This window comes from Bacillus sp. UNC41MFS5 (genome assembly GCF_000686805.1).
This window is the reverse complement of sequence record NZ_JMLP01000010.1, coordinates 284,090-309,067: the sequence shown is the minus strand read 5'-3', so window position 1 is coordinate 309,067 and position 24,978 is coordinate 284,090. Positions and strand designations below refer to the sequence as shown.

The window sequence follows — 24,978 nt, the reverse complement described above, 5'->3', positions numbered from 1 at the left end:
CCCTCCCTTTATTCAACATCATTTAATAATATGAAATGTTCCTTTTTCTATGACATAATCTTAAATGCAAAAGGGTTTTTTCCAAGCCTTATAGAAGTATACTAAATAAAGCATGATTATATTTCGAGGTGATGGGAATTGTTCGTAAAAAATATTATGATTCCAAAGCATGAATGCTTTACTGCCCAGGAAAATACTTCACTGAAAGAGGCTTTAGAAAGCTTGGAAAGACATCAGATTGATGGGCTCCCGGTATTAAGTGGGGAAAAGTATGTGGGCGTAGCAACAAGATATAACATTTATGAGAGTTACTTTCAGTCTAATCATCAAAAGGATGAGTATTTAACTTCAACTTTTGTAAAAGATATTGTTACACATCATGATAAGTTTCTAGAAGGCGGAGAATTATTTGAGAAAACACTTCTTGATTTAAAGGATTTCCCTTTATTAGCGGTTGTTGATGCGAACAAAAACTTCCTTGGAGTAGTGACACGCTCGGATGTAATTAGTTCTTTCGAAAGTGCATTTGGGGTAAATCGTCCTGGTGTGAGGATTGCCTTTACATCAGTTGAAACCGAAGGACGGATTGCACGCCTGTCTGAAATCGCACATCAATTCCACGAGCATATTATTTCTCTGGTAACCTTTGATGAAACAGATAAACTTGTCCGAAGAATCGTTATGAAGATTGAGAAAAAAGACAACATCGATAAATTCACTAAGCGGCTGGAAGACCATGGCTTCAGAATATTGAGTATCCAAGAAGACGATTAACTAGCAGTAGGTAAGTTTTTAAATCCTTCTCATACATTGTATGGGAGGGGTTTTTTATGTTCATTAAAGTGATTAAGTATTTTGTGATTTTTTTATGTGGGTATATACTCATCAAATGGATTTCAATACCACATCCTTTTGTGATATCTGATTTCTTTATAAGTCTTGTCATAAATCCTTTAAAATTTTTTGCAGCAACTTTGGTTTTTTTTATCGGATTTCTCTTAACTGGAAGAGTCCTATCAGAACTTATTGTTGGAACAAAAATAGCTTGGCAAAAACGAAAAGTAATTGGTGTTGACCTTCTCATTGAGTACCTATATCTTCTGATTGTTTTTTGCCTTCTCTTTTATTTAGGCTTGGTACAAACAATTGTATTTTTTAGTTTAAGTCTTTTTTATGGTATGATTTCCATTGAACGTTAGTTAAGAAATGGGGAAAAGAGAAATGGTTATAACATTAGTTTTCTTGTTCATCATGGGCGGATGCCTTCTTATATATATGGTACGAGAAGCTTTTTTGAATAAAATCATAGAACATGAATTCAGCTTTCCTGACTTTCCTAAATCACTTGGCAGTGTTTCGATTTTTTTCATTTCCGATATACATAGGCGAACGATCGCTGATAAAGTGGTAAATCCAGCTATGGGGAAAGCGGATATTGTTGTAATCGGTGGTGATTTAACTGAAAAAGGAGTATCTTTTGAAAAAGTAAAGGCAAACTTAATGAAATTAAAACAAATTGGCCCAGTTTATTTTGTTTGGGGAAATAATGATTATGAAGTGGATTATCATAAATTGGATGCCATACTCCTAGAATTGGGTATAAAAGTATTAGCTAATACAGCAGTTACCTTTGAATCTACTGAAGGAGAAAAATTTTGTTTACTAGGTGTAGATGATTTAAGCCAAGAACGAGATCGCCTTGATTTGGCCATATTAGATGCGGAAGAAAGTGGTTTTAAGATATTAGCCAGTCATTATCCTAATATTACAGATAAGATTCTTCCAGAGCATAAAATACGCTTGGTGTTAAGCGGGCATACACACGGTGGGCAGATCCATATTTTAGGATATAGCCCCCATGAGCGGGGAAAAATAAAAAAGCTGGATAATACAGTCCTTCTTATAAGTAATGGTTATGGTACCACTTCCATTCCACTCCGGTTAGGTGCACCAGCTGAATGTCACCTGATTACACTTAATGGGAATTCTGAAAAGGAAGGATAAATATAGACAATTCACCAACAGAACCCTGGGGCATACACTGAAAACAAGAGTTATGTCACGGCAGGGGGCAAAATCATGCGCTTAGAACGCTTAACAGCCAATAAAATAAAGATTTTTCTAACCTCTGATGATTTATTTGACAGAGGACTCTCCAAAGAAGATATTTGGAAGGACTCCATTAAATGGAATCAGCTTTTCCATGATATGCTGGAAGAGGCAAGTGAGGAATTTGATGTTGATATTCAAGGTTCTGTTGCGGTAGAGGTGTTCTCCCTCCAAGCTCAAGGGATGATATTGATTATTACCGTTGATGATGTGATAGAAGATGATGAAATTTTGTATGATGGTTTTATCGAGATGCAAGTAAGAGTTGAAGGCTATGAGGATCTCTTGTATGAGTTTGATGAATTTGAAGATATTATCGGCCTTGCCAAAAGACTGTCCTCTGTGAATATTTTCGGCGGGAGCCTCTATGTTTGGAACAACCGCTACTATTTAATAATGGATAATCTAGATTCGGAAAAAAATATGAAAGCAGCCTGCGTTTTATCCGAATTTGGCAATGCATCTATTCTTAGTCCATATGTTCTAGCTGAGTACGGTAAACGAATAATCGAACAACAAGCGGTGGAAACCATTCTTCATTTTTTTAAGTAAAATTACTTGATTTTATAGATAAAAAAGGGCGTCCACCGCCCTTAAATGGGAAAATGATATTGAACAATAATATTTAGCCATTGCATTTGTAACTTCTTTATAAATGCTGATGGCAGCGTTTACATAAATGATTTTTTTTATACTTTTCTTCTTGCATAAATGAATGAAAGGTGTATACTTGTGTCTGAAAGATGACAACATTCGCAGCATTTTTTTAGGGAGGATTACAAATGGTAGCCGAAAGAGAAAATGAAAAGACTAATCAAGAGGAAAAGCATGATGTGTTGAAATCGACGCAAACAGTTATACATAAGGCCCTTGAAAAGTTAGGTTATCCTGAAGAGGTTTACGAGCTCTTGAAAGAGCCATTACGTTTAATGACCGTTAAAATTCCAATAAGAATGGATGATGGTTCCATAAAAATTTTTACTGGATACCGTGCACAACATAATGATGCAGTAGGGCCAACAAAGGGTGGGATTCGTTTCCATCCAGGTGTAACAGAAACGGAAGTGAAAGCCCTTTCAATTTGGATGAGCTTGAAATGTGGAATTGTTGACCTGCCGTATGGTGGTGGTAAAGGCGGTATCGTTTGCGACCCTCGAGATATGTCCTTTAGAGAGCTTGAGAGATTAAGCCGAGGTTACGTTAGAGCAATTAGTCAAATTGTAGGACCAACTAAAGATATTCCAGCTCCAGACGTATTTACAAATTCGCAAATCATGGCATGGATGATGGATGAATATAGTCGAATAGATGAATTCAATTCACCTGGTTTTATTACAGGAAAACCGCTTGTTCTGGGTGGGTCGCATGGGCGTGAATCTGCCACTGCAAAAGGTGTGACGATCTGCATCCAAGAGGCTGCCAAGAAGAAAGGCATCCAAATTGAGGATGCGCGAGTAGTTATACAAGGTTTTGGTAATGCGGGAAGCTTTTTAGCTAAATTTATGCATGATGCGGGAGCAAAAGTAATTGGGATTTCTGATGCATATGGTGCCCTTCATGATCCTAATGGCTTAGATATTGATTATCTCCTAGATAGACGGGACAGCTTCGGAACAGTTACAAAGTTATTTAATAACACGATAACTAATAAGGAATTGCTGGAACTTGAGTGTGATATTCTGGTACCAGCCGCGATAGAAAATCAAATTACTGAAGAAAATGCTCATAATATTCGTGCGAGCATCGTTGTTGAAGCAGCAAATGGTCCAACAACACTCGAAGCAACGGAAATTTTAACTGAGCGTGGGATTCTCCTTGTACCAGATGTTTTAGCTTCAGCCGGAGGAGTAACAGTTTCTTATTTTGAGTGGGTTCAAAATAACCAAGGTTACTATTGGTCGGAAGAAGAAGTGGAAGAAAAGCTTGAAAAAGTAATGGTAAAATCCTTTAATAATATTTACGATACTGCCCAGACCCGTCGAGTAGATATGCGTCTTTCTGCATATATGGTTGGGGTTAGAAAAATGGCAGAAGCGAGCCGCTTTAGAGGCTGGATTTAATCACGAGCTGCGGCTAAATATTATAGTTACCCATTGAAACATAGTTTAAAAACTCCTATCATAGACGATAGGAGTTTTTTGTCATCCATGTTACTGTATTAAGGAGTGTACCTATGATGCAAATAGAAGATATCATAATTGTTGGTGGTGGCCCCTGTGGCTTAGCAGCAGCCATCGCCATTCAGGATAAAGGAAAAAATCCATTAATCATTGAAAAGGGAAATGTGGTAAATTCCATTTATCACTATCCAACCCATCAAACATTTTTTAGCACGGCAGAAAAGTTAGAAATTGGTGAAGTGCCATTTATTACTGAGAGTTACAAACCAAAAAGAAATCAAGCTCTTGTCTATTATAGAGAAGTCGCTAAACGAAAACAGCTGCGTATAAACTCTTTCGAACAAGTAAATAAAGTTCTTAAAAAGGATGAGACGTTTCAAGTCTTTACTAATAAGAATACGTATTGTGCACGCCATGTAATCATCGCAACCGGTTATTATGATCATCCAAATTATATGAATGTTCCGGGCGAAAATTTACCAAAGGTATTCCACTATTTTAAAGAGGCCCATCCATATTTCGATAAAGATGTTTGTGTGGTTGGCGGAAAAAACTCAAGTGTTGATGCGGCCCTAGAACTTGTTAAAGCAGGTGCGAGAGTGACCGTTTTATATCGTGGTGATAAATATTCACCAAGTATTAAGCCTTGGATTCTCCCCGAGTTTGAGTCGTTAGTTCGAACAGGAACCATTTTAATGGAATTTAACGCCTGCGTTAAAGAAATAACAGAGAATCAAATTATTTATACAAAAGACGCTGAAGATAAGACGATAAGTAATGATTTTGTATTTGCCATGACCGGATACCATCCAGACCATCAATTTTTAAAAAATATGGGTGTGAACATTGATGAAGAATCAGGAAGGCCATTCTTTAGTCCGGATTCGATGGAGACAAATATAGAGGGAATATATATTGCAGGTGTTATCGCAGCTGGAAATAACGCAAATGAAATATTTATTGAAAATGGCAGATTCCACGGAGAGTCAATCTCTCGCTCGATTATAGAAAAAGATGCAAAAAGGGTGGTTAAATAATGAAAAAGGTAGTTTTATTAACGACAGGTGGGACTATTGCAAGTAAGACAAATAAAGATTCAGGAAAATTAGCTTCAGGAGCGATAACGGGTGAAGAATTGGCAAGTATGTGTAATTTGCCAAAGGACATCGAAGTAGTTGTTGAATCTGTTTTTCAGAAAGCAAGTATTCATATTACCTTCGATGATTTATTATTATTGAAGGATAAAATAGAAAACTATTTTAAGGATGAAGATGTTTCAGGGGTTGTTGTCACACATGGAACAGACACGATGGAAGAAACCTCCTATTTTCTCGATTTAACAATTAATGACTCCAGGACTGTGGTCGTGACAGGGTCACAGCGCTCGCCAGAGGATTTAGGAAGCGATGTATATATTAATTTACGTCATGCCATTTATTGTGCTTGTTCTGATGATTTAAGGAATGCTGGAACAGTTGTTGTTTTTAATGAACGAATATTTGCAGCACGTTATGTGAAAAAAGAACATGCATCTAATATTCAAGGCTTTAACTCATTTGGGTTTGGATACCTTGGCATTATAGATAATGATCAAGTTCATGTTTTCCAAAAACCAATTAAAAGAGAGTATTTTGAGATTAAATCTTCCATCCCTCAAGTTGAAATCATTAAATGCTATATGGGAGCGGATGGGAAATTTATTAAGGCAGCGCGGGAGTCTGGGATTACTGGAATTATCTTAGAGGGAGTGGGACGTGGTCAAGTTGCACCTAAAATGATGACAGAAATCGAAAAAGCCATTGCCCAAGGAATGAAACTGGTTATAACTACGAGCGCGGAAGAAGGTTCAGTTTATACAACCTATGATTATGAAGGAAGTGCCTTTGACCTATTTAATAAAGGCGTAATTCTTGGGAGTGATAATGACTCTAAAAAAGCAAGAATCAAATTGGCAGTTGCCCTTGCAAGTAATTTGAATGAAATTAGATTTTAAGTTTGAACTAACCAAAATATAAATACCTATTAGGAATTGGAATGAATCTTTCATTTTCTTTATTGAGAAACCATGTTACGATTAAGAAAATGGATTTGAAAAGAGGTTCATCATGCTGGGAATATTATCAGCCGGACTTGCCCCCGGACTGGCATTACTAAGTTACTTTTATTTAAAAGATGAATATGAACCAGAGCCAATTTCTTTCGTTTTAAGGACTTTTATGTACGGAGCACTTCTTGTGTTTCCAATTATGTTTATCCAGCATGTCCTTGAAACAGAACATATAGTAAAATCTGAACTATTCCATGCATTTCTTAGCTCAGGCCTGTTTGAAGAGTTCTTTAAATGGTTTATACTCTTTTATGTTGTTTATCAGCATGTAGAGTTTGATGAACCCTTTGATGGAATTGTTTACGGAGTAGCTGTTTCACTTGGTTTTGCTACAGTCGAAAATATCTTTTATTTAATAGCGAATGGAATCGAACACGCCATGACGCGTGCATTGTTACCTGTTTCCAGTCACGCCCTATTTGGTGTAATTATGGGCTTTTATATTGGAAAGGCAAAATTTACAGAAGGAAATAAAGCGAAGTGGGTCATTCTTTCCTTGCTTTTGCCATTTATTCTCCATGGAGCATACGATTATATCTTAATCTCACAAGAAAATTGGCTTTTGATTATTTTTCCGTTTATGATTTTTCTTTGGTGGTTTGGTCTAAGAAAAGTTAAGAAAGCGAAAATCTTAAGTGCCAATCATTTGAAAAAACAATATTCTGTCCAAAAAACCCTTCAATCATAAAGAAGGGTTTTTTATTTATTTAAATGGAATAAAAAACCCATTAAAACAAAAAATAGGTTTACTGCTAAAAAGATTTACAATGGGGGTTAAAATTCCATGAAAAAGAAGAAAATCCTAATTAAGTTATTTATACTAATCCTTCTGATCGTGACATCATCGATTTCTGAAAGCAAGGAGGTGCGTGCTTTCTCTAATCAGGTAATTGAAAAGGGTGCGGTTGGAGATGATGTCATTGAGCTTCAATCGAGGCTCCAGTATTTGGGTTTTTATAACGGTAAGATTGATGGGGTTTTTGGCTGGAGCACATATTGGGCGTTAAGGAATTTTCAATATGAATTTGGCTTACCGATTGATGGATTGGCGGGGTGGCCAACAAAATTGAAATTAGCAAAAGCTAGTGAATACGATGAACAGTTTGTAAAAAAACATATAAACTCTGGCAAAAGGTTTACACATTATGGCGGGGTAGATAAAAGTAAACAGAGCGAGCCTAGTCCTGCAAATAAGGCTCCTGATAACCAAGCACCAGTGAAACAGGCACCAGCAAAATCAGGACAACCAGCAAAGCAAGCACCAGCAAAACAGGCACCTAAACAAGCGGTACCACAGAATAACACAGCACCAAAAAAAGCAGCACCTAAAAAACCAACGGCGGCGAACACACCAAATGGTTTTTCTCAAAATGATATCCAGTTGATGGCTAATGCTGTTTATGGAGAATCCAGGGGAGAGCCTTATACAGGGCAAGTTGCTGTTGCAGCTGTTATTCTCAATAGGGTAAATAGTGCCACATTCCCAAATACAGTTTCAGGAGTGATTTTTGAGCCAGGTGCATTCACAGCCGTGGCAGATGGACAAATATGGCTTACCCCAAATGAAAACGCAAAGAAAGCAGTGTTGGATGCGATTAATGGTTGGGACCCAACTGGAGAAGCGCTTTATTATTTTAACCCAGATACCGCTACAAGCGGGTGGATTTGGGGACGACCACAGATCAAACGAATCGGGAAACATATTTTTTGCAAGTAGAGAGGTGAATGAAATTGATAAGAGGAATATTAATTGGAGTTCTTGCTGTCGGTGTTGCGGGAACAGCCTACTGGGGCTATCAAGAACATCAGGAGAAAAATGCCGTTCTATTAAATGCGGAAAACACGTATCAACGGGCATTTCATGACCTTTCCTATCAAGTAGATTTATTACACGATAAGATTGGTACAACCCTTGCCATGAATTCGAGACAATCATTGTCTCCTTCCTTAATTGAAGTATGGAGGCTTACCTCGGAAGCACATAGTGATGTTGGGCAATTGCCGTTAACATTGCTTCCGTTTAACAAGACTGAGGAATTCTTATCTAAAATTGGGAACTTTAGTTACCGTACTGCTGTTAGAGATTTAGACAAGGAACCACTGACAAAGGATGAATACAACACATTAAAGGTACTGTATAAGCAATCTGGTGATATTCAGAATGATCTCAGAAAAGTCCAGCATATGGTTTTAAAAAATAATCTTCGGTGGATGGATGTTGAACTTGCGTTGGCATCTGGAAAAGAATCAACAGATAATACGATTATCGATGGTTTTAAAGCCGTAGAAAAAACAGTAAGCGGCTACACTGAATCGAATATGGGTCCTACTTTTGCAAACTTGCAACAAAAGGATGAAAATTTTAACAAAATAGAAGGAAAAACTATTTCTAAGCAAGAGGCAATCAAAATTGCAAAGAAATACATCAAGATTGACGGGAATTCAGAGGTAAAGGTTACAGAGAATGGTAAAGGTTCCGACTATGGTTTTTATAGCGTTTCTATCAAAGATAAGAAAACCGGTGAGGAAGGCAGTATGGATATTACGAAAAAAGCCGGCCGTCCGATTTGGTTTATTAATCAACGTGATGTAAAAAAACAAGTTCTTAGTTTAAATGATGCTGATAATAAAGCGGCAGCATTTTTAAAAGAAACTGGCTTTAAGGGCTTAGAAATCTTTGAAAGCACACAATATGACAATATTGGAGTATTCAATTTCGTTTCATCCATTAACGGAGTTAGGATTTATCCCGAATCCATTAAGGTAAAGGTAGCACTGGATAACGGAGATATTATTGGTGTGTCAGCAGAAGAATATTTAAAATCTTATCAGACAAGAACTATTGAAAAACCAGCCATCTCTGTGAAACAAGCTCGAGCAAAAGTAAATCCGAACACTAAAATCATGGAAGACCGTCAGGCAGTTATTATAAATGACCTTAACAAAGAAGTTCTTTGTTATGAATTTCTAGGAACAATCGATGATGATACGTATCGAATTTTTATTAATGCCAAAAGTGGTGTTGAGGAAAAAGTTGAAAAGCTAAAAAATGCTGAGGCTGTTTATGAAGACGTGTTATAAGGAAAAGCATATGCTTTTCCTTATATTTTTTTCAAAAAACTCCAATAATAAGGATATAAATCGGTGGAGTGGATGTTATGAAAAAGGTAGAAAGAGTCTTAATAAAAATTGTCATCGTCCAATTTATTTTTCTATTTCTAACACAACTTTTTTTTCATCAGCTAAATGTACTTCCTCAGGTAAAACAATTGACAAAATACGAAGGAGTAAATGAAAATACATATACTGAAATTCTTGAAACCTTTCAGGGTAAATGAGAAAGCAGGCCAGCCTGCTTTCTTTTGATTGGGCTAATATTAACTAATAAGATCGTTAAAAATTTCATATTTTATCATGGTAAAAAAAGAGGCAATCCAATATCTTGTGGTAAAATAAAAATAGACAACATCTAAGAAACCCATGATGACAAATAGGAGGATTTATGGACAAAAAAATATCAATCGCAATAGACGGCCCTGCTGCAGCCGGTAAAAGTACAGTTGCAAAAATAGTGGCAGAAAAACTTTCATATATTTATATCGATACTGGTGCTATGTACCGAGCTTTAACATATAAGGCAATCGTAAATCAACTGAATTTAGAAGATGAAGATGCATTATTGGAAACATTATTATCAACAGATATTAGATTACAGCCATCTGATAAAGGTCAGTTAGTATACGTAGATGAGCAAAATGTTTCAAATGAAATTCGATTTGCTGAGGTTACCAATTCGACTTCGTATGTTGCTAAACACCAAAAGGTCCGTGAAGAAATGGTTAAAAGACAGCAGGCCTTTGCCACAGAAGGCGGCGTTGTGATGGATGGAAGGGACATCGGCACACATGTATTGCCTAATGCCGAGGTAAAAGTATTTTTACTTGCTAGTGTTGAGGAAAGAGCAGAAAGGCGCCATATGGAAAATATCCAAAAAGGCTTCCCGTCTGACTTAGAAAAATTAAAAGAAGAAATTGCTCGTAGAGATAAAATTGATTCGGAGAGAGAAGTAGCACCATTGAAAAAAGCGGATGATGCAGTGGAAATCGATACAACCTCTTTATCAATTTCAGATGTTGTAGAAAAAATAATGGTGTTGGTGCACGAAAGGATTGGATAAGTGTGACGTTTTATGCGTTTGCAAGATCAGTGGTTTCAGGAGTTTTTAAACCATTGTATCGGGTTGAGGCGATAGGATTAGAGCATTTTCCTAAAGAAGGTGGTGTCCTTCTTTGTGCGAATCATATCCATAATTTTGATCCCATTATTGTTGGAATAATGGCCCCTCGTCCTGTTCATTACATGGCAAAAGAAGAGCTCTTTTCAGTTCCTGTTTTGGGTAATATCGTTAGAAAATGTAATGCTTTTCCAGTGAAAAGGGGATTTAATGATCGTGAAGCGCTAAGAACTGGCTTGAAAATCCTAAAGGATGGTCATGTTTTTGGTCTTTTTCCAGAGGGAACAAGAAGTAAGACTGGCGAACTAGGTAAGGGACTTTCTGGAGCAGGTTTTTTTGCTTTAAGGTCCCAAGCATCGGTTGTCCCTTGCGCCATCATTGGTCCCTATCGAAGTTTCCGAAAATTAAAGGTGGTCTATGGAGAGCCCATTGATTTGGAGGAAATGAGAAAAGAGAAAGCGTCAGCAGAACAAGTTACTGAATTTATAATGTCAAAAATTGATAAACTTAGAAAAGAACATCAATAGGTTCTGCTTGACAAAATAGTCTATTTGTAAGAAGTTAGTGGAAAGAGTTTTTTTTGAAAATTCACTGCTTTTATATTATTTATATGTGTTGTATGCTGCGTGGCATCCACCAGTTCATATATAGAATTTTGAAGTAAATGGATTAAGGAGGAATACATATGTCGGAAGAATTAAATCAAGTAGAAGTGAAAAGCTTTGAAATCGGGGATAAAGTAACTGGACAAGTTACCAAAGTAGAAGAAAAGCAGGTGCTAGTCGATATCCAAGGCAGCAAACTAGATGGAATCATTCCAATCAGTGAACTTTCAAGTCTGCATATTGAAAAGGCATCTGATGCAGTTGCAGAGGGTGATGAATTAGAATTAGAAGTGTTGAAGGTTGAGGAAGAAGCAATCATCCTTTCAAAAAGAAAAGTTGATGCAGAAAAGGCTTGGGATCACTTGGAAAATCAATTCCAAAGCGGAGAAATTATTGAAACTGAAGTAAAGGACGTTGTAAAAGGCGGTCTGGTAGTAGATTTAGGTGTTCGTGGGTTTGTACCTGCATCATTAGTTGAAGCTCATTTTGTTGAAGATTTTAGTGATTATAAAGGTCGTAGTCTTACTTTTAAAATTGTTGAACTTGAAAAGGAAAAGAACCGTTTAATCCTTTCTCATCGAGCAGTGGTAGAACAAGAAAAAGGTAAGCAAAAACAAAATCGACTTAGTGCCGTACAAGTAGGTCAAATTATTGATGGAACCGTTCAAAGAATCACTGATTTTGGCGCTTTTGTTGATATTGGCGGCATTGACGGTCTTGTTCATATTTCTCAATTATCCTATGATCATGTTGATAAACCATCAGATGTGGTTCATGAAGGTCAACAAGTTCAAGTTAAGGTTTTAAGTGTTGACCGTGATAATGAGAGAATTTCTCTATCGATTAAAGAAACACTCCCTGGACCATGGTCAAATCTATCCGAAAAAGCACCTAAAGGCAGCATCTTAAAAGGTAAAGTAAAAAGATTGGTCTCTTATGGTGCGTTTGTCGAGGTATTCCCTGGTGTGGAAGGTCTTGTCCATATTTCTCAAATCGCACATAAGCATATTGGTACTCCACATGAAGTATTAAAAGAAGGACAAGAAGTGGAAGTCAAAGTCCTTGATGCAAATGAGTCTGATCAACGTCTATCTTTAAGCATTAAGGAACTACTTGAAAAAGAGTATGAGGAAAACCAAGACTATGAACTTCCTGAAGAGTCAAAAGGCTTTCAGTTAGGAGAAGTTATTGGTGATAAATTAAAGAATTTAGGAAAATAATGGTGATGTAAGTGTCTAGATCTGAACGAAAATGGGACCATATTCGTTTTGCCCTTGAAAATCGGCAAAATCATTCTTCAGCTTTCGATGATATTAAATTTATTCACCAGGGCTTACCCAATATTGGTGTGTTCGATGTTGGATTAAACCATGAAATAGGCGGACTTTATTTAAGTTCGCCTATTTTTATCAATGCCATGACTGGTGGTGGTGGTGATAAAACATATCGTATTAATAAAGAGCTGGCCATCGTCGCTAAAAATACCGGTTTAACAATGGCCGTTGGGTCACAAATGGCTGCTTTAAAAGATAATGCTCAAAAATACACATATGAAGTTGTCCGTAAGGAGAATCCCTCAGGAGTTATCATTGCAAATTTAGGGAGCGAAGCATCCGCCGAAGATGCTAAAGCCGCGATTGAAATGATAGAAGCAGACGCGCTGCAAATACATTTAAATGTTATTCAAGAACTAACCATGCCCGAAGGAGATCGCGATTTTTCTGGTGCACTTAAAAGGATTGAAACAATTGTAAAAGAGACAAATGTGCCTGTAATTGTAAAGGAAGTTGGTTTCGGGATGGGAGTGGAGACTGTCAGAGAGTTATCATCCGTAGGTGTTAAAGTGGTTGATGTAGGCGGCTCTGGCGGGACAAACTTTGCTGAAATTGAAAATAAACGCCGAGATAGAGCATTTTCATTTTTTAATCATTGGGGGATTCCCACTGGTGTTTCTATTCTTGAAGCATCATCTGTTTCGAAGCATCTTTCAGTTATTGGTTCAGGAGGATTTAAGTCAGGACATGATATTGCAAAAGGATTAGCACTTGGGGCGAATGCAATTGGCATGGCAGGCTATTTCTTGTCAATACTGATTAAGGAAGGGATAGATGTCTTACAACAAGAAATTGAAGCCCTTCATAATGAATTGACCATTATTATGACTGCATTAGGTGCTAAAACGATTTCAGATTTAAAACAAGCACCATTAATTATCTCAGGAGAAACCTATCATTGGTTACATCAACGTGGCATCGATACCAAACCATTTGCCCAGCGTTCCATAAAATAAAAGCTCCCGCAATTTTGCGAGAGCTTTTTTCGTCATCTCTTACCGTCGTTTAATCCCCGTGCTTCCTCAGGTCCAGATAGCTTCGTGGCACCAGGATAATGCAATGCTTGATCGCGATCTGATTCCACTCTTTTACTCGCCTTTAATTTCTTTTCTTGTCTGTCTTTTCCCATTCAAACACACCTCCTCTTAATAAGATGATTCACACAGGAAATATTATTCAAGGAAGTATGAAAGTACATAAAGATTACCAATAATGAAAATAATAGGAGGTGTATGAGTTGGAAGGAGCAATCTTTTATTGGGTCTTTTGGGGTTTTTGGATTTACTTGACCTTTATTCTGGAAAAGCAAAACCCATATCGGTTAAAACTGGCTGCAATAATATTAATAGTACTAATATTAACTAATGTCCGGTTTGCTGCAGGAGAGTTTGATATACAGGCAAGCGGGTTATTTATGTTAGGCATTTGTTATTTTTTTATTAGCCAAGAAAAACGAGGAGCACTCATTTATTTTTTCATTTGTTCATTTACTGTTTCAATTGCCTACGTGACCTTCCATTTATTTGAGATATTTGATCCGATTTGGATTATTTTTAAAAAGGAATGGATGATGGGAATAACGTTGTGGTATTTAGCCTTATTATTGCAGAAAACTTTAAAAGGGAGATTACTCATCATTTTTGCTGGTACCATGCAAGGGGACATTTTATATGCATTTATATTAAATAAATTCGAATTTCCGTATGTAATAGGGACCTTTGCATTCCTGGATGTTTGCTCATTAACAGCGCTACTGCTTACAGGTTGGACCGCGTTAGAAAATCTAGGACCTATCCTCCAAAACCATTTTCATTTTTTTGAAAAAGGGAAGCAAAAATCATCTTAAAAGAGATTCAATAAAATGGATTGCAGGTTTTCAGTAATCCACTTTTAGGTTTTTTCCATTGCGGGAAAGGATTAACATTGTTAAAATAACATAGTTAGGCCCTTCTAGATCACAGAAGGGTTTCTTTACTTCATAAGGACTAAAGGGAATGACCCCGCATTATCTGGGATGATGCCCCCACTGATGTAATTTTCACTCTATGCTAACATACTAATACGTATTTAATTATAAGAAAGAAAGGATGGCGATTGTAATTGGTTAAACCTGTTATTGCCATTGTAGGACGGCCCAACGTAGGAAAATCAACGATTTTTAATCGGATTGTCGGTGAAAGAATTTCTATTGTGGAGGACATTCCTGGAGTTACAAGAGATCGTATCTATAGTTCTGGTGAGTGGTTAACACATGACTTCAACCTTATCGATACAGGTGGAATTGATATCGGTGATGAACCGTTTTTGGAACAAATTCGACAGCAGGCTGAAATAGCCATTGATGAAGCAGATGTAATTATCTTCTTAACAAACGGACGTGAAGGGGTTACAGCAGCTGATGAGGAAGTGGCTAAAATATTATATCGGTCTAAAAAGCCTGTAGTATTAGCTGTTAATAAAATAGATAACCCTGAAATGCGTGATCAAATCTATGATTTTTATTCATTGGGATTCGGTGAGCCGATTCCAATTTCAGGCTCACATGGGCTTGGTTTAGGTGACCTTTTAGATGAGGCTGCAAAACATTTCCCCAAAAATAAGTCAGTTGAGTATGGAGAAGATGTAGTGAAGTTTTCCTTAATTGGACGCCCCAATGTAGGGAAATCATCATTAGTCAATGCTATTTTAGGCGAGGAACGTGTAATCGTCAGTAATATTGCCGGTACCACTCGTGATGCTGTCGATTCTCCATATACATATAATGGGGGAAAATATGTCATAATTGATACAGCGGGAATAAGGAAAAAAGGAAAAGTTTATGAAAGTACAGAAAAATATAGTGTACTTCGTGCTTTAAGGGCAATTGAACGTTCTGACGTTGTTCTTGTTGTAATTAATGCCGAAGAAGGAATCATTGAACAGGACAAAAAGATTGCTGGGTATGCACATGAAGCGGGTAGGGCTGTCGTAATCGTGGTCAATAAGTGGGATGCGATTGAAAAAGACGAAAAAACTATGAAAGAACTCGAACAAAAGATAAGAGAACATTTCTTATTTCTTAGTTATGCTCCAATTGTGTTTTTATCTGCAAAAACAAAAAAACGGGTTCACACGTTGCTCCCAATGATCAATACTGCTAGTGAAAACCATTCAATGAGAGTTGAAACCAGCGTGCTTAATGATGTGATCATGGATGCAGTTGCGATGAATCCAACACCAACAGACAATGGCAGACGCTTAAAAATATATTACACTACACAAGTGGCAGTTAAACCGCCGACCTTCGTTGTATTTGTTAATGAACCTGAATTATTACACTTTTCATATGAACGGTTCTTAGAGAACAGAATCAGAGAGGCTTTTGGATTTGAAGGAACCCCTATCAAAATTTATGCAAGAGAAAGAAAATAAAGATAAGGTGGGTGTGATGTAAAGTGAAGGATATTAAATCAGCAATAGCCGTTATTGGAGCTGGGAGCTGGGGAACCGCTTTGGCAATCGTGCTAGCAGACAATCGACATGAAGTTCGTCTTTGGAGCCATAATGATGAGCAGATCAAAGAAATTAATGAAAAGCATACCAACAAGAAATACCTTCCAGAGATAGACCTTTCAGAATTGATTGTTGGATACTCATCATTAAGTGATGCTTTAGCAGGTGTGGATACACTTATATTAGCCGTTCCGACAAAGGCAATACGTGAAGTAATCGGTAAAATTCGTGCGGTACATGCAGAACCATTGACAATAGCGCATGTTAGCAAAGGGATTGAACCTGATTCATTACTGCGCATCTCTGAAATTATTAAAGAGGAAATGCCAAAAGAGTTATTAAAGGATGTTGTTGTTTTATCCGGTCCAAGTCACGCAGAAGAAGTAAGCCTTCGCCACCCAACAACGGTAGCAGTTACTTCTGAAAATATGGAAGCTGCAGAAAAAGTACAGGATTTATTTATCAACAATAATTTTCGTGTTTATACTAATTCAGATGTCATTGGTGTTGAAATTGGTGGTGCTTTAAAAAATATTATTGCACTTGCTGCGGGTATTACTGATGGCTTGGGTTATGGTGATAATGCTAAAGCAGCATTAATGACACGAGGGTTAGCAGAAATAGCTCGACTTGGTACGAAAATGGGAGCTAACCCATTAACGTTCTCTGGACTTGCAGGCATCGGTGATTTAATTGTGACATGTACAAGCGTCCATTCAAGGAACTGGAGAGCAGGAAACCTATTGGGTAAAGGGAACACCCTAAATGAGGTTTTAGACAATATGGGGATGGTAGTTGAAGGTGTTCGAACTACCAAGGCTGCTTATCAGTTGGCCCAAAAGTATGATGTGAACATGCCGATTACCTTTGCCCTATATGATGTCTTATTTAATGGGAAAAGAGCAGCGGATGCTGTAGATGTTTTAATGGCCCGTGGCAAGACGCATGAAATGGAAGATTTGGTTAATGTCTTAGAGGAACGAAATATTGAAGATTAAAAAATGTAGCAAAGTGGAGAAATAGACGCTTTATGCTTTGAAAAGTTTTTCTTAAAAAATGGGCGTTCGGTGAAACGCTTTGTGTCTAGATTGCATACAATGCAACGAAGCAACCTAGTAGTTATACGCAGGTATGGGTTATTTAGTCGTTAAAGCTGAAGTAAAGAATTCGCCCCTCTTTACTTCAGTTTTTTTCTTTCGTTCAAAATTTTTCTGGAAAAGTTATCGCTTGTGATATAATTAATCTTCGAAAAAGGGGGAGTTAAGGTTGTCGCCAGCTATGTTTAAAATGTGGGTCTCGATTGCAGGAATGGGTTTTATGTTCCTGGCAATTATCACAATTTATCTAAGTAGATATAAGCTAAAAGGAGTATTCAGAATTGTTACTGCAATTATTGCTTACTTATTAATGATTATTGCCGGAATAACGCTTCTAATTGTTTTTTTAACATAATGGGAGTAAATACATAATAAAAGGTGATTGTATGAAATGGAACGTACTCGGTTGTTTTCTAGTATTTACTGTTCTTTTCCTAACAGGCTGCATGTATCCCGAAGAGGAATTAGCAAAAAATCAAATCCCATATAAGGATCAAATTATTGCTGTTCAAACAGCAGTAGATACCTTTAAGGAGGATAATGGCGGGATTCTTCCGATAAAAACAAAAGAGGCAGAAACCCCGATTTATCAAAAATATCCTATTGATTTTAAAAAAATAACACCAAAATATATCGCGGAGCCTCCTGGTAATGCATATGAAAGCGGCGGGATCTTCCAGTATGTCCTTGTGGATGTTGAAACCCAGCCAACTGTAAAATTATTTGATTTAAGAATAACAGAAGCGATCCGTGATATTAAATTAAGAATTAAAACAAAGGGGTACCCTCCCTATAAAGAGCAACTTGCAAAAAATGTTTTTACTCTTGATTATAAACAATTAGGGTACAAAAAAGCCCCTTATGTAACAAGTCCGTTTTCAAATCAAAATTTATCTTTTGTCATTACAGGCAGTGCCGAGGTGTATGTAGATTATCGCCCTGATTTATATCAAGCCATGGAAAAAAAGGATGCGAAGGTAAATCCGGGTGAAGATATTCGCCCAATTTTAGTGAAGGATTCCATGTTTGTGCCTGCATATTCCTTACCATATACCTGGGATTCTAAGACCAAAGAACCAGTTTTTTTAGAAGAATAAATAGTCATAACCCTTTTCCGAAGAAATATATTGTAGGAGAAGGGTTTTTTTTGGCTATTCCCAAAAGAACACATAATTTGAAACCCTCCATAATATCAAATGTTCAGACACTACAGATACAAGAGAAACCTAGTGAATTTTTAATAAGGGGGTAAAAAATTTTTAGAAAAGTGTCATAACATTGTAGGACAACATCATAAACATATATTGTCCAAAAATACCTAAAATGGATGTTTAATCCCACTTTACTCTATGATCGGGAGGGGATCACTTGGAAAAGGTTGATATTTTTAAAGATATTGCCGAGAGAACAGGCGGTGATATTTATTTAGGCGTAGTAGGAGCAGTACGGACTGGGAAATCAACATTTATTAAAAAATTTATGGAGCTTGTTGTTTTACCGAATATAAGCAGTGAAGCTGAGAGGTCACGTGCACTTGATGAGTTACCTCAAAGTGCTGCAGGAAAAACAATTATGACAACTGAGCCGAAATTCGTACCAAATCAAGCAGCAACTGTTCATGTTGATGATGGATTAAATGTCAATATCAGGCTAGTTGATTGTGTAGGTTATACGGTTCCAGGTGCAAAAGGCTATGAGGATGAAAATGGTCCAAGAATGATTACCACCCCTTGGTATGAGGAACCAATTCCATTTCATGAAGCTGCTGAAATTGGCACAAGGAAAGTGATTCAAGAGCATTCAACTATTGGGGTCGTTGTAACGACAGATGGGACGATTGGAGAGATTCCAAGAAGTAACTATATTGAAGCAGAAGAAAGAGTGATTAACGAGCTGAAGGAAGTTGGTAAGCCGTTTATCATGGTGGTTAACAGTGCGCAGCCATACCATCCAAGCACTGAAACACTAAGATCGAGTTTAGCAGACAAATATGACATTCCAGTCCTTGCGATGAGTGTTGAAAGTATGCGTGACAGCGACGTTCACAATGTGCTCCGTGAAGCACTTTACGAATTCCCTGTCCTTGAAGTCAATGTGAATCTGCCGAGTTGGGTAATGGTCCTAAGAGAAAATCACTGGCTACGTGAAAGCTATCAAGATGCTGTCAAGGATACTGTAAAAGATATCAAGAGATTAAGAGATGTTGATCGGGTCGTCCAACACTTTAGCGAGTTTGAATTCATTGAACGAGCTGGTTTAGCTGGAATTGAAATGGGCTCGGGCGTCGCTGAAATCGATTTATATGCACCAGATGAATTATATGATGATATATTAAAAGAAATCGTTGGAGTCGAAATACGCGGAAAAGATCATCTTCTTGAATTAATGCAGGATTTTGCTCATGCAAAAGCAGAGTATGACCACATTGCCGATGCACTAAAAATGGTTAAACAAACGGGTTACGGTATTGCCTCTCCAACCCTTTCAGATATGAGCCTTGAAGAACCAGAAATTATTCGTCAAGGTGCACGATTTGGTGTAAGACTGCGGGCTGTAGCACCGTCCATCCATATGATAAAAGTGGATGTGGAATCGGAATTCGCGCCAATCATTGGTACCGAAAAACAAAGTGAGGAACTAGTGAGATACCTAATGCAGGATTTTGAAGATGATCCGTTATCCATCTGGAATTCAGATATCTTTGGCCGCAGCTTAAGTTCCATTGTTCGAGAAGGTATCCAAGCAAAGCTTTCATTAATGCCAGAAAATGCAAGATATAAATTAAAAGAAACATTAGAGAGAATTATTAACGAAGGTTCAGGTGGCTTAATTGCCATTATACTTTAAGCTATGGACTCCAATTCGGAGTCTTTTTTTATTGAAAAGAGAGACAGAATTAGGGGGCAAACTGCCATTATTTTAAAATATCTACCAAATAGGATCAAATTAAGTAGAATTTTGTTGAAACAAAGAAAAGATTACCATTATTTCTTGAATTCTTCTTGATAAGCTGTTTTGATTATGATAATCTTTTAACTGAATTACATTATAGCGTTTGAACCCTTGTTTTATAAGGGTTTTTCCTGGAAAAATAGATTTGAGTTACCAATTTAGTCATTTATGGGTAAATTGGTAATAAAACCGCGCTATGACGTATAGAAATTAGAAAAATTGTTTAGAAATGTAGATAAGTAATCTTATTTACGAATCTTGATAATTTCTTTGGGAGGAGGTGAATGGCATGAACAAGACAGAACTTATTAATGCAGTTGCTGAAGCTAGCGAACTTTCTAAAAAGGACGCAACTAAAGCAGTTGATGCTGTTTTTGATGCGATTTTAGATGCTTTAAAAAATGGTGATAAAGTACAATTAATTGGTTTTGGAAACTTTGAAGTACGTGAGCGTGCAGCTCGTAAAGGTCGTAACCCTCAAACAGGTGAAGAAATCGATATCGCTGCTAGCAAAGTTCCAGCTTTTAAACCAGGTAAAGCGCTTAAAGACGCAGTAAAATAATTACATAAATTTATTGCTATAAGCGTATGCTTAAGCAAAAAGGTCATGGTGATGTCCATGGCCTTTTTTCTATTTTTTTTGCTTGAACTTTAATGATTGTGCTAATATGTATTTGTCATATATACTTGACTGAACATTAGGAGGAATTTTTATATGTCACAAGTGAATCGTGCCCAAATTGAAGATGCGGTACGTTTAATATTAGAAGCAATCGGGGAAGACCCAAATCGTGAAGGTCTCCTAGACACACCAAAACGAGTGGCAAAAATGTATGAAGAAGTTTTTAGCGGGTTAAACGAGGATCCTAAAAAGCATTTTGAAACAATCTTTAGTGAAGACCATGAAGAGTTGGTATTGGTTAAAGATATACCGTTTTATTCCATGTGTGAACATCATCTTGTACCTTTCTTTGGAAAAGCGCATGTAGCATACATTCCAAAAAATGGTCGGGTGACCGGATTGAGTAAATTAGCAAGGGCAGTAGAAGCAGTAGCAAAGAGACCTCAACTTCAAGAACGGATTACTTCCACGATTGCGGACAGTATGATGGAGAAATTAGAGCCACATGGGGTAATGGTAGTCGTTGAAGCAGAACATATGTGTATGACCATGCGTGGAGTTAAAAAGCCTGGCTCTAAAACAGTAACCACGGCTGTCCGCGGTATTCTATCGGATGATGCGGTTGCACGGTCTGAAGTGCTCTCGTTAATTAAATATTAGTCCTATTCCTAAGAATATTTGAGGTGTATAAATGGAGAAGCGAGAAAACCAAAACAGTGAGTATGTAGTAATTAAGGCAATCGAAGATGGAGTTAATGTTATCGGCTTAACAAGGGGTTCTGATACCAAATTTCATCATTCAGAGAAGCTTGATAAAGGAGAAGTCCTAATTGCTCAATTTACAGAGCATACTTCGGCTATAAAAATTAGGGGAAATGCTAAAATACTTACACACCTTGGTGAAATAGAAAGTGAAATAAAAAAATAATTCTAATCACACTGTTTTCATCTTATTTAATATTAGCTAAAATGATTATTTTGTGAATTCCTGCCTTAAGAATACCTTTTATGTTATAATGGTGTCTGCCTTGTTTTTAGAATCAATGATTAGTTTTTTTCATTATTCAAGGCTAAACGGGGCATGAATTTTACTATGCAAATAGGAAATAAGAATACATAAAGACATTACTAGGGGAAGCAAGGGTGATTTAATTGCTGGACATTCGACAAAAATTCACAAATATTCGAGAGCAGGTCGAACAAAGAGTTTGTGATACATACCTGCTCAAATATATTGAGACTCCAATTATTGATGAGGATAAACTTCTTATCTTAGTCTCAATTATGGAACGCCTCGAATTGTCATTCAGCGATATGCAAAACTACGCCTTATCAACAATGTTAATACAAATCGCCCTTGATACCCATGAACATATTTCAGATGCATCTGTTGACGAAAAAAATCGTCAATTAACTGTTCTTGCTGGGGATTATTTCAGCGGCCTTTATTATAAACTTCTTGCAGAAGCAGAGGATATTTTGATGATTAAGGCACTTTCTAAAGGAATAAAAGATGTAAATGAAAATAAAATTTCTGTTTATCACCATGAATTTGTTTCTGTAGATGAGTTAATGACCAGCATTAAGAGGATAGAAACTTCCTTACTTGCTCGTCTATCTGAGTATTTTAAAGTAGACTTCTGGAACGAATTTCTTGAAAATTTGATGTTGTATAAACGGTTATTGGATGAAAAGAATCAATTTATTAAAACAGAAAGATCTGTTTTATTCGAAGCCTTGACATCAATTGTTTTCCCAATCCATAACTTTAAATTGAAAAAATTATCTAGTGATCAGAAAAGTCATTTGTTTCAATATTGTGACCAGTATCTTGAAAATTCAAAAAAAGTAATTGAAAAAGGATTAGAGCAACTTCCTTACTTAAATGAACTGCTTGAAATTAGAATTATTTCGCTCTTAAACCAATACCAGCCATATGCAAAAACTTTTGTGGAAGAAGGGTAATAAAAACATGCAGGAATCGAAAGAACAGCGGGTTCACAATGTGTTTGAAAAGATTTCCGATAACTATGATAAAATGAATTCTGTTATCAGTTTTCAACAACACATCAAGTGGCGGAAAGACACAATGAAAAGAATGGATGTAAAGCCGGGTTCACGAGCTCTCGATGTTTGCTGCGGCACCGCTGATTGGACCATAGCATTAGCTGAGGCAGTGGGGCAGGCAGGGGCCGTTACAGGTTTGGATTTTAGCCAAAACATGCTTAATGTGGGGATTGAAAAGGTTAAGGACCTAGGATTAAAACAGGTGAAATTAGTACACGGTAATGCAATGGAACTCCCTTTTCCAGATAATAGTTTTGATTATGTAACGATTGGTTTTGGCTTAAGGAATGTCCCTGACTACCTGCAAGTATTAAAAGAGATGCATCGTGTTGTAAAACCTGGCGGTATTGCGGTCTGCTTAGAGACCTCACAACCTACTTTAATCGGCTATAAACAGCTCTATTATTTTTACTTTCGCTATATTATGCCGATGTTTGGTAAATTATTGGCTAAAAGTTATCGTGAATATGCATGGCTGCATGAGTCAGCACGTGAGTTTCCAGGGATGAAGGAACTTGCTAAAATGTTTGAACAAGCCGGCTTTAAAGATGTAAAATATAAACCATATAGCGGCGGCGCAGCAGCTGTTCATATTGGCAGGAAAAATTAATTTATTGTACTTGAAGACAGGATGAAAAGCTGGGTGAATACAAATGAAATTAAAAATGATGTATTCATTTTTGAATTCGGATATTAACTTGATTGAAAAAAAGTTAGAAGAGACCATACATGCCGAGTCCCTTCTGCTTAAACAAGCTTCTATGCATACATTACAAGCCGGAGGAAAAAGAATTCGTCCTGTTTTTGTTTTGCTTGCTGGTAAATTTGGAAATTATGATATACATGTGATGAAAAATGTTGCTGTTGCACTTGAATTAATTCATATGGCATCACTTGTTCATGATGATGTGATTGACGATGCGGATCTTCGTCGAGGGCAGCCAACCGTGAAATCTAAATGGGATAACAAAATCGCTATGTATACTGGTGACTTTGTTTTTGCTCTAGCGATAGAATTAATGACTAACATTGAAAATCCAATTGCTCATAAAATTTTATCTAATACCATTGTTGAAGTGTCACTAGGGGAAATTGAGCAAATAAAAGATAAATATCGCTTTAATCAAAATCTCCGGGATTATCTTCGTAGAATTAAGAGAAAGACTGCCCTATTAATTGCTGTAAGTTGTCAATTAGGTGCAATTGCAGCTGATGTAGAGGAATCAGTTCATAAAAAACTATACCGTTTTGGTTACTACGTTGGTATGTCTTATCAAATTATCGACGATATTTTAGATTTTACTTCTACTGAGAAGGAACTAGGAAAGCCGGCAGGTGGAGACTTGCTGCAAGGAAATATTACTGCACCTGCTCTTTTTGCAATGGAAAAGGCTGAAATACGTGCAGAAATTGAAAAGGTGCATGAATCCATGGCTCCTTCAGAGATTAAGAAGATTATCACCCTTATTAAAAAATCAGACGCCATTGAAAAATCAATCGCTCTTAGTGATCTTTACCTTAAAAAAGCTTTGGCAGAATTAGAAGGGTTACCTGCAAATAGAACAAAAAAAACCCTTCATGACTTAGCAAGATTCATTGGGAAACGAAAATTTTAAATCAACTTGTTAAATTTTCGAAAAAATGATAATATTTTTCATGGATTGTTTTCTAAAAAACATTCAATATACATAATAATTTATTTTTAGGAGTGGAATTCATGGAAAAAACATTTTTAATGGTAAAACCTGATGGTGTACAACGTAACCTAATTGGAGAAATCGTCTCACGTTTTGAAAGAAAGGGCTTTCAATTAGTAGGGGCTAAATTAATGAGTATTCCTAATGAACTAGCTGAAGAACATTATGGTGAACATAAAGAGCGTCCATTCTTCGGAGAATTAGTAGATTTTATTACTTCAGGACCAGTTTTTGCAATGGTTTGGCAAGGAGAGAATGTGATTGCTACTGCTCGCCAAATGATGGGTTCTACCAATCCAAAGGATGCTGCACCTGGAACTATCCGCGGTGATTTTGGATTAACAGTTGGAAAAAATGTTATCCATGGGTCTGATTCACCTGCAAGTGCTGAGCGTGAAATTGGCTTATTCTTTAAAGATTCTGGGGTAGTAGAGTACAATAAACTAGTAAACGAATGGATCTACTAATTGAAATAAAAGAGAGGCATTTGTATAAGAAATTATACAAATGCCTTTTTTGATATGGAAAATTAATTCTCTCTT

29 protein-coding genes are annotated in these 24,978 nt (G+C 36.8%); 28 read left to right on the top strand and 1 reads right to left on the bottom strand.

The window, feature by feature from the left end; translation table 11 throughout:
- Nucleotides 1-138: 138 nt before the first annotated feature.
- The 15 genes from BR30_RS0104405 (at nt 139) to fni (ending at nt 13,465) form a co-directional block, all read left to right on the top strand.
- Nucleotides 139-774, top strand: a complete 636-nt coding sequence (locus BR30_RS0104405) for a CBS domain-containing protein (RefSeq protein ID WP_026563953.1) — start codon at nt 139-141, stop codon at nt 772-774.
- Between the two features lie 56 nt (nt 775-830).
- Nucleotides 831-1,199 carry a hypothetical protein gene (locus BR30_RS0104400; protein ID WP_026563952.1) on the top strand — a complete coding sequence of 123 codons (369 nt, stop codon included), beginning with the start codon at nt 831-833 and terminating at the stop codon, nt 1,197-1,199.
- Nucleotides 1,200-1,221: 22 nt separating this feature from the next.
- Nucleotides 1,222-2,004, top strand: a complete 783-nt coding sequence (locus tag BR30_RS0104395) for a metallophosphoesterase (protein ID WP_026563951.1) — start codon at nt 1,222-1,224, stop codon at nt 2,002-2,004.
- Between the two features lie 75 nt (nt 2,005-2,079).
- On the top strand, nt 2,080-2,661 hold the full coding sequence (locus tag BR30_RS0104390) for a genetic competence negative regulator (RefSeq protein WP_026563950.1): 582 nt from the start codon (nt 2,080-2,082) through the stop codon (nt 2,659-2,661).
- Nucleotides 2,662-2,891: 230 nt separating this feature from the next.
- The gene (locus BR30_RS0104385) at nt 2,892-4,169 is read left to right on the top strand and encodes a Glu/Leu/Phe/Val family dehydrogenase (protein ID WP_026563949.1); all 1,278 of its coding nucleotides are present in this window, start codon (nt 2,892-2,894) and stop codon (nt 4,167-4,169) included.
- Nucleotides 4,170-4,285: 116 nt separating this feature from the next.
- Complete coding sequence (locus tag BR30_RS0104380; protein WP_026563948.1) at nt 4,286-5,266, top strand: YpdA family putative bacillithiol disulfide reductase; 981 nt, start codon at nt 4,286-4,288, stop codon at nt 5,264-5,266.
- A complete protein-coding gene (locus tag BR30_RS0104375) occupies nt 5,266-6,222 on the top strand; it encodes an asparaginase (protein ID WP_026563947.1) in 957 nt (318 codons plus the stop codon). Before BR30_RS0104380 ends, BR30_RS0104375 begins: the two co-directional genes overlap by 1 nt.
- A 112-nt stretch (nt 6,223-6,334) precedes the next feature.
- On the top strand, nt 6,335-7,024 hold the full coding sequence (gene prsW / locus BR30_RS0104370) for a glutamic-type intramembrane protease PrsW (RefSeq protein ID WP_026563946.1): 690 nt from the start codon (nt 6,335-6,337) through the stop codon (nt 7,022-7,024).
- A 96-nt stretch (nt 7,025-7,120) separates the two neighbouring features.
- Nucleotides 7,121-8,053, top strand: a complete 933-nt coding sequence (gene sleB / locus BR30_RS0104365; RefSeq protein WP_026563945.1) for a spore cortex-lytic enzyme — start codon at nt 7,121-7,123, stop codon at nt 8,051-8,053.
- A gap of 14 nt (nt 8,054-8,067) precedes the next feature.
- Entirely contained in the window at nt 8,068-9,417 is a 1,350-nt protein-coding gene (ypeB, locus tag BR30_RS0104360; protein WP_026563944.1) for a germination protein YpeB, read from the top strand.
- A 77-nt stretch (nt 9,418-9,494) separates the two neighbouring features.
- Nucleotides 9,495-9,674 (top strand): YpfB family protein, encoded by a 180-nt coding sequence (locus BR30_RS0104355; RefSeq protein WP_026563943.1) that lies wholly within the window; start codon nt 9,495-9,497, stop codon nt 9,672-9,674.
- 164 nt (nt 9,675-9,838) lie between these two features.
- Nucleotides 9,839-10,513: a (d)CMP kinase gene (cmk, locus tag BR30_RS0104350; protein WP_026563942.1), complete on the top strand. Its 675-nt coding sequence runs from the start codon at nt 9,839-9,841 to the stop codon at nt 10,511-10,513.
- Nucleotides 10,514-10,515: 2 nt separating this feature from the next.
- The gene (locus BR30_RS0104345; protein WP_026563941.1) at nt 10,516-11,097 is read left to right on the top strand and encodes a lysophospholipid acyltransferase family protein; all 582 of its coding nucleotides are present in this window, start codon (nt 10,516-10,518) and stop codon (nt 11,095-11,097) included.
- A 158-nt stretch (nt 11,098-11,255) separates the two neighbouring features.
- Nucleotides 11,256-12,395, top strand: coding sequence for a 30S ribosomal protein S1 (gene rpsA / locus BR30_RS0104340; RefSeq protein WP_026563940.1), 1,140 nt, complete (start codon nt 11,256-11,258; stop codon nt 12,393-12,395).
- Between the two features lie 11 nt (nt 12,396-12,406).
- Nucleotides 12,407-13,465, top strand: a complete 1,059-nt coding sequence (gene fni / locus BR30_RS0104335) for a type 2 isopentenyl-diphosphate Delta-isomerase (RefSeq protein ID WP_026563939.1) — start codon at nt 12,407-12,409, stop codon at nt 13,463-13,465.
- 32 nt (nt 13,466-13,497) lie between these two features.
- Here the strand turns inward: fni and BR30_RS35660 are convergent, their stop codons facing one another.
- Nucleotides 13,498-13,638, bottom strand: a complete 141-nt coding sequence (locus BR30_RS35660; RefSeq protein ID WP_081825342.1) for a YpzI family protein — start codon at nt 13,636-13,638, stop codon at nt 13,498-13,500.
- 108 nt (nt 13,639-13,746) lie between these two features.
- Between BR30_RS35660 and BR30_RS0104325 the strand changes: the two genes are divergently transcribed.
- The 13 genes from BR30_RS0104325 to ndk all read left to right on the top strand — a co-directional run bounded on the left by BR30_RS0104325 (nt 13,747) and on the right by ndk (nt 24,903).
- Nucleotides 13,747-14,355 carry a YphA family membrane protein gene (locus tag BR30_RS0104325; RefSeq protein ID WP_026563938.1) on the top strand — a complete coding sequence of 203 codons (609 nt, stop codon included), beginning with the start codon at nt 13,747-13,749 and terminating at the stop codon, nt 14,353-14,355.
- Between the two features lie 254 nt (nt 14,356-14,609).
- Complete coding sequence (gene der / locus BR30_RS0104320) at nt 14,610-15,920, top strand: ribosome biogenesis GTPase Der (RefSeq protein WP_026563937.1); 1,311 nt, start codon at nt 14,610-14,612, stop codon at nt 15,918-15,920.
- A 23-nt stretch (nt 15,921-15,943) separates the two neighbouring features.
- Nucleotides 15,944-16,999, top strand: a complete 1,056-nt coding sequence (locus BR30_RS0104315; protein WP_026563936.1) for an NAD(P)H-dependent glycerol-3-phosphate dehydrogenase — start codon at nt 15,944-15,946, stop codon at nt 16,997-16,999.
- Nucleotides 17,000-17,267: 268 nt separating this feature from the next.
- On the top strand, nt 17,268-17,453 hold the full coding sequence (locus tag BR30_RS0104310) for a DUF2768 domain-containing protein (protein ID WP_026563935.1): 186 nt from the start codon (nt 17,268-17,270) through the stop codon (nt 17,451-17,453).
- Nucleotides 17,454-17,484: 31 nt separating this feature from the next.
- On the top strand, nt 17,485-18,195 hold the full coding sequence (locus tag BR30_RS0104305; RefSeq protein WP_026563934.1) for a hypothetical protein: 711 nt from the start codon (nt 17,485-17,487) through the stop codon (nt 18,193-18,195).
- A gap of 271 nt (nt 18,196-18,466) precedes the next feature.
- The gene (spoIVA, locus tag BR30_RS0104300) at nt 18,467-19,945 is read left to right on the top strand and encodes a stage IV sporulation protein A (protein ID WP_026563933.1); all 1,479 of its coding nucleotides are present in this window, start codon (nt 18,467-18,469) and stop codon (nt 19,943-19,945) included.
- A gap of 394 nt (nt 19,946-20,339) precedes the next feature.
- Nucleotides 20,340-20,612 carry an HU family DNA-binding protein gene (locus BR30_RS0104295; RefSeq protein ID WP_026563932.1) on the top strand — a complete coding sequence of 91 codons (273 nt, stop codon included), beginning with the start codon at nt 20,340-20,342 and terminating at the stop codon, nt 20,610-20,612.
- Nucleotides 20,613-20,765: 153 nt separating this feature from the next.
- A complete protein-coding gene (gene folE / locus BR30_RS0104290; protein ID WP_026563931.1) occupies nt 20,766-21,332 on the top strand; it encodes a GTP cyclohydrolase I FolE in 567 nt (188 codons plus the stop codon).
- A 31-nt stretch (nt 21,333-21,363) separates the two neighbouring features.
- On the top strand, nt 21,364-21,600 hold the full coding sequence (gene mtrB / locus BR30_RS0104285) for a trp RNA-binding attenuation protein MtrB (protein WP_026563930.1): 237 nt from the start codon (nt 21,364-21,366) through the stop codon (nt 21,598-21,600).
- A 224-nt stretch (nt 21,601-21,824) separates the two neighbouring features.
- Entirely contained in the window at nt 21,825-22,637 is an 813-nt protein-coding gene (locus BR30_RS0104280) for a heptaprenyl diphosphate synthase component 1 (RefSeq protein ID WP_026563929.1), read from the top strand.
- A gap of 7 nt (nt 22,638-22,644) precedes the next feature.
- Complete coding sequence (locus tag BR30_RS0104275; RefSeq protein WP_026563928.1) at nt 22,645-23,349, top strand: demethylmenaquinone methyltransferase; 705 nt, start codon at nt 22,645-22,647, stop codon at nt 23,347-23,349.
- A 43-nt stretch (nt 23,350-23,392) separates the two neighbouring features.
- Complete coding sequence (gene hepT / locus BR30_RS0104270; RefSeq protein ID WP_026563927.1) at nt 23,393-24,355, top strand: heptaprenyl diphosphate synthase component II; 963 nt, start codon at nt 23,393-23,395, stop codon at nt 24,353-24,355.
- A 101-nt stretch (nt 24,356-24,456) separates the two neighbouring features.
- Nucleotides 24,457-24,903 (top strand): nucleoside-diphosphate kinase, encoded by a 447-nt coding sequence (ndk, locus tag BR30_RS0104265; protein ID WP_026563926.1) that lies wholly within the window; start codon nt 24,457-24,459, stop codon nt 24,901-24,903.
- Nucleotides 24,904-24,978 lie beyond the last annotated feature (75 nt).